Source organism: Thermomonospora umbrina (assembly GCF_003386555.1).
Taxonomy (GTDB): domain Bacteria; phylum Actinomycetota; class Actinomycetes; order Streptosporangiales; family Streptosporangiaceae; genus Thermomonospora; species Thermomonospora umbrina.
In genome coordinates this window covers 7048701-7060996 of sequence record NZ_QTTT01000001.1, presented here as the reverse complement: position 1 = coordinate 7060996, position 12296 = coordinate 7048701, and the positions used below count along the sequence as shown (strand labels likewise).

Annotated in this window: 12 protein-coding genes; 5 read left to right on the top strand and 7 right to left on the bottom strand. The window is 73.3% G+C overall.

What is annotated here, in order from left to right; translation table 11 throughout:
- Positions 1-3: 3 nt before the first annotated feature.
- From DFJ69_RS32070 to DFJ69_RS32040, 7 genes are all read right to left on the bottom strand, one after another.
- Positions 4-570 (bottom strand): FHA domain-containing protein, encoded by a 567-nt coding sequence (locus tag DFJ69_RS32070; RefSeq protein WP_116026030.1) that lies wholly within the window; start codon positions 568-570, stop codon positions 4-6.
- 118 nt (positions 571-688) lie between these two features.
- Positions 689-1006, bottom strand: a complete 318-nt coding sequence (locus tag DFJ69_RS32065; protein WP_116026029.1) for a hypothetical protein — start codon at positions 1004-1006, stop codon at positions 689-691.
- Positions 1007-1044: 38 nt separating this feature from the next.
- On the bottom strand, positions 1045-1734 hold the full coding sequence (locus DFJ69_RS32060) for a rhodanese-like domain-containing protein (protein WP_116026028.1): 690 nt from the start codon (positions 1732-1734) through the stop codon (positions 1045-1047).
- Positions 1735-1780: 46 nt separating this feature from the next.
- Positions 1781-2965, bottom strand: a complete 1185-nt coding sequence (locus DFJ69_RS32055) for an acyl-CoA dehydrogenase family protein (RefSeq protein WP_116026027.1) — start codon at positions 2963-2965, stop codon at positions 1781-1783.
- A 105-nt stretch (positions 2966-3070) separates the two neighbouring features.
- Complete coding sequence (locus DFJ69_RS32050; protein ID WP_116026026.1) at positions 3071-4147, bottom strand: DUF3616 domain-containing protein; 1077 nt, start codon at positions 4145-4147, stop codon at positions 3071-3073.
- A 43-nt stretch (positions 4148-4190) separates the two neighbouring features.
- Entirely contained in the window at positions 4191-5366 is a 1176-nt protein-coding gene (locus DFJ69_RS32045; protein WP_116026025.1) for a cytochrome P450, read from the bottom strand.
- 9 nt (positions 5367-5375) lie between these two features.
- Positions 5376-6746, bottom strand: coding sequence for a KamA family radical SAM protein (locus DFJ69_RS32040; RefSeq protein ID WP_116026024.1), 1371 nt, complete (start codon positions 6744-6746; stop codon positions 5376-5378).
- A 113-nt stretch (positions 6747-6859) separates the two neighbouring features.
- Between DFJ69_RS32040 and kdd the strand changes: the two genes are divergently transcribed.
- The 5 genes from kdd (at position 6860) to kal (ending at position 12227) form a co-directional block, all read left to right on the top strand.
- Positions 6860-7936 carry an L-erythro-3,5-diaminohexanoate dehydrogenase gene (kdd, locus tag DFJ69_RS32035; RefSeq protein ID WP_211328890.1) on the top strand — a complete coding sequence of 359 codons (1077 nt, stop codon included), beginning with the start codon at positions 6860-6862 and terminating at the stop codon, positions 7934-7936.
- 54 nt (positions 7937-7990) lie between these two features.
- Complete coding sequence (locus tag DFJ69_RS32030; protein WP_116026023.1) at positions 7991-9340, top strand: DUF2252 domain-containing protein; 1350 nt, start codon at positions 7991-7993, stop codon at positions 9338-9340.
- Between the two features lie 99 nt (positions 9341-9439).
- Positions 9440-11077 (top strand): lysine 5,6-aminomutase subunit alpha, encoded by a 1638-nt coding sequence (kamD, locus tag DFJ69_RS32025; protein ID WP_116026022.1) that lies wholly within the window; start codon positions 9440-9442, stop codon positions 11075-11077.
- Positions 11074-11835: a lysine 5,6-aminomutase subunit beta gene (gene kamE / locus DFJ69_RS32020; RefSeq protein ID WP_116026021.1), complete on the top strand. Its 762-nt coding sequence runs from the start codon at positions 11074-11076 to the stop codon at positions 11833-11835. The genes kamD and kamE overlap by 4 nt, the downstream gene beginning before the upstream one ends.
- Entirely contained in the window at positions 11832-12227 is a 396-nt protein-coding gene (kal, locus tag DFJ69_RS32015) for a 3-aminobutyryl-CoA ammonia lyase (protein ID WP_116026020.1), read from the top strand. The genes kamE and kal overlap by 4 nt, the downstream gene beginning before the upstream one ends.
- Positions 12228-12296 lie beyond the last annotated feature (69 nt).

The window sequence follows — 12296 nt, the reverse complement described above, 5'->3', positions numbered from 1 at the left end:
CGGTCAGGTCGCGGTGACGATGAAGTCGGCGTTGCCGAACCCGATCTCGTCGCCGGGCCGGACCCGGGCGGGGCCGGTCAGCCGCCATCCGTTGACCCGCGTCCCGTTCATCGAGCCCAGGTCCGACAGCAGCCAGCCGCCGTCGTCGTCGCGGTACAGCTCGGCGTGGAAGCGCGAGACGGTCAGGTCGGCCAGGATGAAGTGGCAGCCGGGCGCGCGGCCGACCACGATCCGGATCGGTCGGGCGGCGTCGGCGGGCGGCAGCCGGAACCGGGGGAGGCGCGGGGCCCGCCACGCGGCCTCGATCCGCGCCGTCACCGACGAGACGGAGGCGACCAGCCCGGTCAGCCGGTTGACCACGCCGTGCCGGGACGGCAGGTCGTGGACGATGTCGTCGAGTTCGGCGCGGCTGCGGGCGGCGAGCACCTGGTCGACCCGGCGTTCGAACGTGTCGTGGGACATCCGTCCCTCGGCGACGCGGTCGCCGAGCGCCTGCAGCACCCGGTCCCGTTCGCTGTCGGATGCCCGCACCGGGTACGAGGGGCGGACCCCGGGGACCTGACCGTCCATGAGTGCGAGTATCCAATTCCGCTCGGCGGCTGTCCAGACGAACCCCCGTGGGGCGGTGGCCGCCGGATCATCGCCACCGCCGAGGGTTTCGACGCTTCGCGCGGGCGGGTTGTTCGGATCAGGTCTCCTCTTCTTCGGGTGGGGCGGGGCCGACGCCGTCGACGGTGTCGTCCAGATCGTCCGGCGGCGGTGTGTCGGGCGGCGGACGGCCCTGGGTGCGGCCGAAGGAGGCGCCGCTGCTCGGGCCGCCTCCGCCGGAGGTGCCGGTGCCGCCGATCAGCCCGGCGGCGTCGGCGTCGGCCTCCTCGCGGGAGATCTCGCGGGGCGCGCGAACGCCGGGCCGCCGCCCTCGGAACCTCGGGTCGTCGGGGTGTGAGGCGAGTTCCTCGGCGAGTTCTCGCGACTGCCGGTCGCGTTCGGTGTGCTTGTCGTTCATGGGGCCGCCGTACCCGGAGGGCGGGCCGGTACGCACCGTCAGGGCCGCGGCCCGGAGCGGGGGTCGCGGACGAGGGCCAGGGAGAACAGGCCGACCAGCGTGCCGTCGGGGCGGGTGACGACCATGTCGTCGATCGCGGCGCGGCGCATCCGCTCCACGAGGGGATCGACCTCCTCACCGGGGCGCACGGTGGTCACGCCGGTGTTCATGACGTCGCCGGCGCGGTCGCCCGTCGAGGATCCGGTCAGTTCGCGGCCGCCGACCACGCCCTGCACGACGCCGCCGTCGTCGACGACCACGGCCAGTCCCGCCGCGTCGCCGAGGACGCGGTCGGCGACCTCGTCCACCGCGTCGTCCAGTGCCGCCACGACCGGGTCGCGGCGGGTGCGCAGTGAGACCAGGACGGCGTCGCCGTCGTAGGGGAGGTCGGCCGACAGCCAGTCCCGCTTGCCCGCCGTGTAGTCGTGGACGTCGCGGGCGCCCAGGTGCTCCAGCCGGTGGGCGGCGCGCGGGCTCAGGTCGCATTCGGAGTTCGCGCAGTACACGACGATCGGGCGGGCGGGGTCCAGCCAGGGCGGCAGGTCGTGGGCGAGTTCGGCGAGGGGCAGGTGCGCGGCGCCCGGCAGGTGGGCCCGGGCGTACTCGTCGAGGGGCAGGACCTCGACGATCCGCGCGTCCCGGGCGTCGGCCAGCTCCCGCACCCGGGCGCGGTCGATGTTGTGGACCATGGCCGTCCCCTACCCGAGGGGACGGCGTTAACCGGTCCTCAACCGGTCACCGCGACAGCAGGTCTCGCGCGATGTGGGTGATCTGGATCTCGTCGGTGCCGGCGTAGATCTGGAACGACTTGGCGTCGCGGGCGAGCTGCTCGACGCGGAACTCGCTCATGTAGCCGTTGCCGCCGAACAACTGCACGGCCTCCTGGGCGACCTCGCTGGCGGCCCGGGCGGCGTACAGCTTCATCGCCGACGCCTCGGCGAGGGTCGGGGTGCGGCCGGCGCGCTGCATCTCCACGTGCCTGAAGACGAGGTTCTGGACGTTCAGGCGGGCGACCTCCATCGTGGCCAGCTTGAGCTGGATGAGCTGGTAGTCGCCGATCGGCTTGTCCCACAGGACGCGCGTCCTGGCGTAGTCGACGGACAGGCGCAGGCACTCCTCGATGACGCCGAGGGCCATGGCGGCGACGCCGGCGCGCTCGGTCACGAAGTTCTGGCGGGCGGACTCCTTGCCGTCGCCGGACCCGCCGGTCAGCAGCCGGTCGGCGCCCGCGCGCACGTCGGTGAGGAACAGCTCGCCGGTGGGGGAGGAGTGCAGGCCCATCTTGCGCAGCGGCCTGCTCTGCTCCAGGCCGGGCATGCCGCGGTCCAGGACGAAGGTGAGGATCTCGCGGTCGCGGGGGGCGCGGCCGTCGTCGAGCTTGCAGTAGAAGACGATGGTGTCGGCGTGCGGGCCGTTGGTGATGAAGGTCTTGCTCCCGTTGAGGACGTAGTCGTCGCCCTCCCGGCGGGCGGTGGCCTGCATCCCGCCGAAGGCGTCGCTGCCGGAGCCGGGCTCGGTGATGGCCCAGGCGCCGACCTTGTCCATGGTGAGCAGGTCCAGGCCCCACCGTTCGCGCTGCTCGGGGGTGCCGCGCTTCATGACGGTCCCGGCGGCCAGGCCGAGGCTGACGCCCATGGCGGTGACCAGGCCGGGGGAGACCTTGCACAGCTCGACGATCGGCAGGATGGTCATGGAGGGGTCGCCGCCGGGCCCGCCGGAGTCGTCCTCCTTGGCGGCGCGCGCCTTGAACGACGAGCGCGCCATCTCGTCCAGGCCGAAGGTGCGGAACAGGTCGCGGATGAGGTCGTAGGGCGGCAGGTCGCCGGAGTCGAGGTCGTCGAGGCGCGGGCGCACCTCCGCGTCGATCCAGCCGCGCACCGCGTCCCGGATCATCAGGTCCTCGCTCGACCACTCGAACATGCTCCGCCTCCTGTCGCCGGCCCTGTGCCGGAGGCCATCAAAGCAGACCTCTGCAAGCGCTTGCTTACCGGGGCCCGCGGCGCGGGCGGGTCGGCGGGCGGAGGGTCAGCGGGCGAAGGAGACGACGTCGGCGTGGATGCCGCCGTCGTCGGTCAGCCGGTCTCCGGCGGGGCTGTCGTAGACGACCAGCAGGGTCGGGCCGGCCCCGTGGGACTCGTCGAGGACGGCGATGCCCTCGGCGTGGTCCTCGCCGTCGCCGTGCGGCAGGTCGCCGACGGTCTCGAGCTCGTCGGCGCGCACCACGTCGGCGGCCTCGATCTTGGCGGCGCCCGGCCAGCGGAGCACGCGGACGGGCCCGCTGAGCGACATCGTCGGGCCGGCGAGGATCAGCAGGTCGTCGCCGTCCGGGCACAGGTCGCGGATGCCCAGGCCGCCGAGGTCCAGGAAGTGGGTGCGGTAGCGGGCCTGGCCGTCGACGCGGCGCAGCCGCAGCCGGCGGGGGTCGTCGGGGTGGGTCTCCGGCTGGATCTCCACGAGCACGGCCCAGCCGCGCAGCACCGGGCCGCGGAAGCCGATGTAGAGCCGTTCGCCGACGGCGGCGATGCCCTCGATGTCGATGCCGTTGTCCTTGCTGGGGATGGGCAGGAACGGCGCCAGGTGGGGATCGTCGGCGAGCAGGTCGGTGAGGGAGTCGCCGCGTCCGCCCAGGACGGCCGCGGTGCGCGCGCCGTCCTCGGCGACGGCCTCGGGCAGGCCGTCGGCTCCGGGGACCAGCGGCATCCGCACCAGGACGTGGCGGTTCTCCTCGCGGACCACGGTGGCCAGGCGACGCCGCGCCTTGGCGTCGTTCTGCCCGTCCTTGATGCGCTTGCGCTTGAGGCTGTGCGAGCCGACCGCCCACAGCCAGCCGTCGGAGCGCGCGAGGCCCTCGATGTCGGCCTCCTCCTCGGGGCCGGCGGGCAGGTCGACCAGGTCCGCCAGCGCGACGGTGCGCTGGTCGCCGTAGCCGATGACGCGGCCGTCGGCGTCGTGGAGGGCGGTGAGCCGCTCCACGGTGGCGGTCTCGTCGCCGGCCACCCACAGGCAGCGGCCGTCCTGGCGGACCGCGGACAGGTTGGTGTGGGTCTGCGCGGCCTGGCTCTCGTCAGCGAAGCGCAATGTGACCTGGCGTTCGACGATCATGCGCAGATGCTCCCACAAGATCCGTTTCCGTCGAGTTAAAGATCTACAATGTAAAGGCGTCCCACCGGACGCGCAACGCCTCGGGCTTGCGGAACACCAGCCCACGGGGATCGTGCGGCCGTCCGGGCTCCAGGCGCAGCCCGGGCAGCCGGTCGAGGAGGGCCCGCAGCGCCGTGCGGGCCTCCAGCCGGGCCAGATGGGCGCCGAAGCAGAAGTGCGGGCCGTGCGCGAACGCCAGGTGGTCGGCGGCGTTGGCGCGCCGCACGTCGTAGCGGTCGGGGTCGGGGAAGACGCCGGGGTCGCGGCAGGCCCCCGCCAACGACACCCGGACCAGGTCGCCGGCCCGGATCGACGCCCCGCCCAGTTCCGCGTCGGCGGTGGCGTAACGGTCCACGACGGACGCCGACGGCTCCAGCCGCAGCGACTCCTCGATGGCGGCGTCGAGCAGGCCGGGATCCTCGCGGACGAGGGCGAGCTCCCCGGGGTGGATCAGCAGGTGCCGGACCGCGTTGACGATCATGCCCTCGGTGGTGTCGATGCCGCCGAACATCAGCACCGCGGCGTTGGCCGTCACCTCGTCGTCGGTCAGGCCCTCCGCCCCGGCGGCGGCCTCCGTCAGCGGGGAGCCCGGCGCGGGGTCGGCGATCGCGGCGCGCAGCCGGTCGTAGGCCCCGCCGGCCTCGCCCGGGCGACCCGCCGTGATGTCGGAGATCGCGGTGACGAACGCCTCGTACCAGGAGCGGACGGTGCCGGGGTCGACGTCGCGCAGGGCGAGGGCCTCGGCGACCACCGCGACGGCGAGCGGCCCGGCGAACTCGCCGCGCAGTTCGGCGTGCCCGGCCGGCCGCAGCGCGGCGACCAGCCGGTCCACCTCGTCGTGGACGAACGCGGTGAACCGTTCCCGGGTGGCGGCGGGCCGGAACGGGCGGGAGAACGCGTCGCGGTGCCGGCCGTGGGCGCGGCCGTCCAGGGACAGCATGCTGGGCCCGATCACCCGGGCGGTGGAGAAACGGGGGTCGTCCACGGTGTAGGCGGCGGCGTCGCGCATCACCCGCAGCGCCAGGTCGTGGCGGGTGACGAGCCAGCCGCCGAGGGCGGGCACCCAGGAGACGGGCTCGGTCGCGCGCAGGCGTGCCAGCGCCGGGTGCGGGTCGGTCTCCAGCTCCTCGACCGTGACGGCGGCGCCGAGGGGGGACCGGGTGATCGGGTCCGGTGTCATCCACGCAGCCTAGGCGGGTCGGGCGGCCCGTTCGCGCCACCAGTCCCGTCCCTCGGGGGGCAGGGTGTGGATGGGGTCGAAGTACTCGTACCGGTGGGCGAGGGCGTCGGGGTCGGCCGCGTCCACGCCGGTGCGGTAGTTCTTGGTCCAGTAGGAGACGCCGCGCACGCGGTCGTAGTCGACGGGTTGGTGGACCCAGCGCTTGCCGACGTAGGGGACGTCGCAGACGATCCGGGGCGTGGCGAACCCCGGCAGGTAGCCCATGATCGCCAGTTGGAGCTCCTGGGCCTCCCAGACGGCGAGCCGCCAGTGCTCGCTGCCGGGGATCATGTCGCACATGTACAGGTAGTAGGGCATGATCTGCGCCTCGTCGAGCAGCGCGAACGACAGGTCCAGCAGGGCGTGCGGGTCGGTGTTGACGCCGCGCAGCAGGACGCCCTGGTTGCGGACGTCGCGGATGCCGGTGTCGAGGAGGGCGCGGGCGGCGCGGGCGACGAGGGGCGTGACGGAGCGGGCGGTGTTGACGTGGGTGTGCACGGCGATCTGCGCGCCGCGTTCGCGGGCCTTGACGGCGAGGCGTTCCATGCCGGCCAGGACGTCGTCCTGGAGCCAGTGCTGGGGCAGGCCCATGAGGGCCTTGGTGGCCAGGCGGATGTCGCGGATGTTGTCGACGTCCAGGAGCGCGGAGACGAAGGCTTCCAGCCGTGGCCAGGGCATGTTGGCGACGTCCCCGCCGGAGACGACGACGTCGCGGACGGACGGGGTGCGGCGCAGGTAGTCGAGCATGGCCTCGTGCCGGTCGGGCGGTCGCAGGCCGAACCTGTGCTTGGCGACGGTGGGCGTGGGGTTGCCGACCAGGTCCATGCGGGTGCAGTGGCCGCAGTACTGGGGGCAGGTGGGCAGGATCTCGGCGAGGACCTTGGTGGGGTAGCGGTGGGTGAGCCCCTCGACGGCCCACATCTCGGCCTCGTGGAGGGAGTCGCGGGCGGCGCGCGGGTGCGAGGGCCAGTCGGCGCGGCGGTCGCTGAACACCGGGATCATGTAGCGGCGGACGGGGTCGGCGTAGAACGCGTCGGTGCCGGCGGTGTCCATGGTGTTGAGCATCTGCGGGGTGACCAGCATGGACATGGTGGCGCGGGTGGCCTGGTCGCGTTCGAGGTCGGCGTAGAACGCGTCGTCGATGAGGTCGCCGAGGACGGCGCGCAGTTGGCGGACGTTCTTGACGCAGTGGGCGCGCTGCCATTGGGCGGACTCCCAGTCGGCGCGGGTGACGTCGTGCCAGCCGGGCAGCCGTCGCCAGTCGGGCTCGGTGAGGGGGCGGCGTCGGTATTCGTAGGGCTGGGCCCGTTCGGGGGCCTCGGTGTGCAGGACGGCGGTCATCAGGCACCTCCGCACAATCTCCTGTGCCTATTCGACATTACGGGAAGAATTTCGTCACAACCACTGATACCCGGGATGTTCTCAGGTGAACGTGGCGAGGTTAGGGTGACGGGATGAGCGATCTCCGGATGTCGGGCTCACCGGTGGGGCTGCATCGGGTGCTGGATCCGCCGGGGGTGCTCCCGCAGGCCGCGCGACGCCTGGACGCCGACCCGCGGATCCGGTCCGACGAGGTGCGCGTCCGCGTCGAGCGCCTCAACCTGGACGCCGCGTCGTACCGGCAGCTCCACGACGCGCACGGCGGCGACCCGGACGAGATCCGCGCCGCGGTCCTGGCGATCGTTCGCGAGCGCGGCAAGATGCACAACCCGGTGACCGGGTCGGGCGGGATGCTGGTCGGCGTGGTGGAGGAGGTCGGCCCGGACTCGCCGCTGGGCCTGGCCGTCGGGGACCGGATCGCCACGCTGGTGTCGCTGACGCTGACGCCGCTGGCCGTCACCGACGGGCTGACCCGCTGGGACGGGCGCGGCGAGCAGATCCCGGCCGAGGGGCACGCGATCCTGTTCGCCCGGTCGATCGCCGCCGTGCTGCCGCCGGACCTGCCGACGCCGCTGTCGCTGGCGGTGCTGGACGTGTGCGGTGCGCCCGCGCTCACCCACCGCGTCGTGAGCCGGCACGCCGCCGAGGCCGCCGCGCGGGCTGCCGCGGGTCCGGTGGTCGCGGTGCTGGGCGCGGCGGGCAAGAGCGGGTCGCTGTCGCTGGCGGCGGCGTGCCGCGCGGGGGCGTCCCTGACGGTCGGCGTCGTCCCGTCCGAGGGTGAGGCGGCGCTCCTGGAGGCGTCGGGGCTCGCGGACCGGGTGGTGATCGCCGACGCGCGCGATCCGGTGGCGTTGGCGGCGGCGGTCGAGGTCGCCGGCGGCCCGGCGGACGTGACGGTGGTGTGCGTGGACGTCCCCGGCTGCGAGCACGGCGCGATCCTGGCGACCGCGTCGGGCGGCACGGTGGTGTTCTTCTCGATGGCGACGTCGTTCCCGGCGGCGGCGCTCGGCGCCGAGGGGCTGGCCGCCGACGTCACGCTGCTGATCGGCAACGGCTATGTGCCGGGCCACGCCGAGACGGCGCTGGGCCTGGTGCGGGACGTTCCGGCGATTCGGGATCTGTTCACCGCGCGGCTGCGTCTCTCTCCGTAAGAATGATCCAGGCGGTTCCCCGGCGGGGGGAGGACGAGTGCGAGGAGCGCATCCATGGTGAACATCATCGAGTCCCTGGCGCGGCGTGAGCCGGAGGCGCGTCAGGGGCAGATCGTCGACGTCCTGGTGGAGGCGTTCGCCGCGTTGATGGAGCGCAGCCCGGCCGAGTTCCGCCGCCGGTTCCGCAAGATGGCCTCCGACCCGTTCGCGTTCTACCGGGGCAGCGCCTGCCTGTTCTACGCCGACATCGCCGGCGACGACGACCCGTGGGCCGACGAACGCACCGGCCGGGTGTGGATCCAGGGCGACCTGCACGCCCAGAACTTCGGCACCTACATGAACGACGACGGGGTGTTCGTCTTCGACGTCAACGACTTCGACGAGGCGTACGTCGGGCACTTCACCTGGGACATCAAGCGGCTGGTGGCCAGCGTGGCGCTGATGGCCTGGATCAAGGCGATCTCCGACGACGACATCCGCGCGATGATCGAGACGTACGTGCGCGCCTACGTCGACCAGGTCCGCCGCTTCCACGCCGACAAGGGCGACGGCGGTTGGGCGTTGACGCTGGACACCGCCGACGGGCACGTGCGGTCGGTGCTGATCCAGGCGCTGTCGTCCACCCGGATCACGCTGCTGGAGCGCAAGACGCTGGTGGAGGAGCACGAGCGGCGCTTCAAGGCGGGGCCGGGCGTGCGGCGGCTGGACGAGACGGAGCGCGTGTCGGTGGAGAAGGCGTTCGCCGAGTACCTCACGACGATCCCGCAGGAGAAGCGGTTCAGCAGCATCACCTACCGGATCAAGGACATCATCGGCAGCTCCGGGTTCGGCATCGGGTCCGCGGGCCTGTCGGCGTACAACATCCTCGTCGAGGGCCGCAGCCAGGCCCTGGAGAACGACGTGATCCTGTCCATGAAGCAGGGCAACGTGGCCGCGCCGAGCCGGGTGGTGGACGATCCGCGGATCCGGGCGTTCTTCAAGCACCACGGGCACCGCACGGCGGTGTCGCGGCGGGCGCTGCAGGCCAACACCGACCCGTGGCTCGGGTACACCGAGATCGACGGTGTCGGCTTCGTGGTGCAGGAGCTGTCCCCCTACGAGGAGGACCTGGACTGGTCGGGTCTGACCGAGCCGGCCGAGATGCTGCCGGTGCTCGACGACCTGGGCCGCGCCACCGCGAAGATCCACTGCGTGTCCGACAGCGACTCCGACCACGAGCTGGTCGGCTTCCAGGTGGAGGACGCCATCATGGACGTGATCGGCCGGACCGGGGAGGACGCGTTCGTCGAGGCCATGGTCGCGTTCGGCACCGGTTACGCGGCGATCGTCCGCGACGACCACCGGCTGTTCGTGGACGCGTTCCGCTCCCGCCAGGGCCGGCTGGGCCCGCTGCTGGACTCCTGATCCCCGGCATTTCCCGAAGAATCTTGTGTACCGGGCCCTCATCGACGGAAGATTCATCGAGAGGGCCCGGCAGGGTCCGGGAACGTCAAGGGGGACGCCTTGGACGGAACGGGCACGGGAAGGCTCGGGCTGGACCCCCGGGTGGTGGAACGGGCGCGGCGGCTCGCCGCCCGGGCCGCCGAGCCGATCATCGAGATGGCCCGCACGCACACCACCGTGTCGGTGGAACGGGCCCTGCTGCGCCTGGCCGGCCTGTCCGGGGCCGATCCCGCCGGCCGCCCCTGGGTCAACCACCTGGTCGACGCCGTCCGCGCCCAGGTCGGCATCGAGCACGGCGTGGCCCTTCCGGTGTGGGACGCCCTGACCGCCGGCCCCCACCCGGGGCTGCGGGAGCTGGCCGAGGCGGCGTCGCGGGGCGAGGCCCGGTTCCGGCTGCCCGCCGGGCCCGACGCCGAACGGGCCCGTGAGGCCGCACGGCGCGCCGCCCGCGCCGGGATCGACCGCATCGACGCGCGCCGCGCCGAACGGGACCGGCTGCTGCGCGACGTCGGCGACCCGCCGCACCCGTGGATCTACCTCATCGTCGCGACCGGCGACATCTACGAGGACATCCCGCAGGCGGTGGCGGCGGCCCGGGAGGGCGCCGACGTCGTCGCGGTGATCCGCTCCACGGGGCAGTCGCTGCTGGACTACGTGCCCGAGGGCCCCACCCGCGAGGGCTACGCCGGCACCTACGCCACCCAGGACAACTTCCGGCTCATGCGGGCCGCGCTCGACGACGTCTCGGCCGAGCTGGGCCGCTACGTCCGGCTGACCAACTACGCCTCCGGGCTGTGCATGCCCGAGATCGCCGCCCTGGCGGGCCTGGAACGGCTCGACATGATGCTCAACGACTGCATGTACGGCATCGTGTTCCGCGACATCAACCCCCGCCGCACCTTCATCGACCAGCGGTTCTCCCGGCAGATCCACGCCCGCGCCGGCATCGTGATCAACACCGGCGAGGACAACTACCTCACCACCGCCGACGCGGTCGACGCCGCCCACACCGTCATCGTCAGCCAACTCCTCAACGAGCGGTTCGCCCACGAGGCCGGCCTCGCCGACGGGCTCATCGGCCTGGGGCACGCCTTCGAGATCGACCCGGCCCTGCCCGAGTCGTTCCGGCTGGAGCTCGCGCACGCGCAACTGGTCCGCGAGCTGTTCCCGCACGCCCCGCTGAAGTACATGCCGCCGACCCGGCACATGGGCGGCGACGTGTTCGCCGGGTACCTGCTGGACGCGTTCTTCAACCTGGCGGGCGTCCTCACCGGCCAGTCGATCATCCTGATCGGGATGATGACCGAGGGCATCCACACCCCCTGGCTGTCGGACCGCGACCTGGCCCTGGCGAACGTCCGGTACGTCCGCGACGCCTGCGGCGGCCTCGCCGAGGACTTCGCGCCCCGCCCCGGCGGCCTCGTCGTGGAACGGGCCCGCCGCGTCCTCGGCGAGTCGGTCGAGCTGCTGGAGCGGATCTGCGACGACGGGCTCCTCACCGCGATCGGCGCGGGCACCTTCGGCGTCACCCGCCGCCCCCCGGACGGCGGCAAGGGCCTGGACGGCGTCGCCGAACGCGCCGACGGCTACTTCAACCCCGCCGGCGAGATCCTGGACGCCGAGCCCGGAGCCGTCGCGTCCGTCCCGCCCGCCGCGTCCGCCGCGTCCGCCGCGTCCGAGCAGGAGGTGCCCGCGTGACCGCCGCCGAACCCGAGGTCATCAGGCCTTACGGCGACACCACCGGCGACGGCATGGTGCAGGTGTCCTTCACCCTGCCCGTCCCGCACGGGGGCCGCGCCGAGACCGCCGCGCTGCGCCTGGCCGCCGCGATGGGCCTGGAGCCCGCCAGCGTCGTCCACGCCAAGCCGATGGGCCCCGACTTCACCTTCTTCATCGTGTACGGCCGCGCCCGGCACGTGATCGACTACGCCTCCGTCCCCGAGCCCGAGGGCCGCGCCTACCCGCTGCTGTCGGCCTCGGAGGTCAACCTGGCCATCCGCACCGCCCTGAACCGGCGGCTGGTGATCGTCGGAGCCTGCATCGGCACCGACGCACACACCGTCGGCATCGACGCCATCCTCAACGTCAAGGGCTTCGCGGGGGAGAAGGGCCTGGAGTACCACCGCGAGATCCAGGTCGTGAACATGGGCGCCCAGGTCGCCGTCGAGGACCTCGTCGCCCGCGCCGCCGCCGAACGCGCCGACGCCGTCCTGGTCTCCCAGGTCGTCACCCAACGCGACGCCCACCTGCACAACACCCGACGGATGGCCGACGCGTTCCGCGCCGCGCACCCCGACGGGCGGCGTCCGCTGCTGATCGTGGGCGGCCCCCGCTTCGACACCGTCACCCCGGCCGACCTGGGCGTCGACGAGATCTTCGGACGGGGCACCACCCCCGCCGAGGTCGCCGCCTACCTCGTTCACGCCTTGGCGCGGGGCGAGCGGGCACGGGCATGAGCGGCGCGCACGTCGGCCTGACCGTCACCCACCGCCGCTACGTCCCCCACGCCCACGCCCACTACGGCGGGGACCTCGTCGACGGCGCCTACGTCCTCGGCCTGTTCGGCGACGTCGCCACCGAGGTCTGCATCCGCGCCGACGGCGACGAGGGGCTGTTCGCCGCCTACGCCGACGTCCGATTCCGCGCCCCGGTACGGGCCGGGGATGTCCTGGAGGCCACCGCCACCGTGACGGCCGTGGGACGCCGCAGCCGTACCCTGGAGTTCACGGCGCGGGTGGTGTGCCGCGCCGAACCCGACCGTGGCGCGTCGGCGGCCCGGGTGCTGCCCGAACCGATCGTCGCCGTCACCGCCACCGGCACCGTCGTGGTGCCGCAGCCGTCCCGATGACGGTCGGCGCGACCGCCCTGCGCGGCCACGCGGCGGTGGTCGTGGCACGCGCCCGGGAGCGATAGCGTT

Coding starts and splice junctions, on each gene's coding strand:
- DFJ69_RS32065 (WP_116026029.1), bottom strand. CDS start 1,006: ATGAACGACAAGCACACCGAACGCGACCGGCAGTCGCGAGAACTCGCC.
- DFJ69_RS32055 (WP_116026027.1), bottom strand. CDS start 2,965: ATGTTCGAGTGGTCGAGCGAGGACCTGATGATCCGGGACGCGGTGCGC.
- DFJ69_RS32060 (WP_116026028.1), bottom strand. CDS start 1,734: ATGGTCCACAACATCGACCGCGCCCGGGTGCGGGAGCTGGCCGACGCC.
- DFJ69_RS32045 (WP_116026025.1), bottom strand. CDS start 5,366: ATGACACCGGACCCGATCACCCGGTCCCCCCTCGGCGCCGCCGTCACG.
- DFJ69_RS32050 (WP_116026026.1), bottom strand. CDS start 4,147: ATGATCGTCGAACGCCAGGTCACATTGCGCTTCGCTGACGAGAGCCAG.
- DFJ69_RS32040 (WP_116026024.1), bottom strand. CDS start 6,746: ATGACCGCCGTCCTGCACACCGAGGCCCCCGAACGGGCCCAGCCCTAC.
- kal (WP_116026020.1), top strand. CDS start 11,832: ATGAGCGGCGCGCACGTCGGCCTGACCGTCACCCACCGCCGCTACGTC.
- kdd (WP_211328890.1), top strand. CDS start 6,860: ATGAGCGATCTCCGGATGTCGGGCTCACCGGTGGGGCTGCATCGGGTG.
- DFJ69_RS32070 (WP_116026030.1), bottom strand. CDS start 570: ATGGACGGTCAGGTCCCCGGGGTCCGCCCCTCGTACCCGGTGCGGGCA.
- DFJ69_RS32030 (WP_116026023.1), top strand. CDS start 7,991: ATGGTGAACATCATCGAGTCCCTGGCGCGGCGTGAGCCGGAGGCGCGT.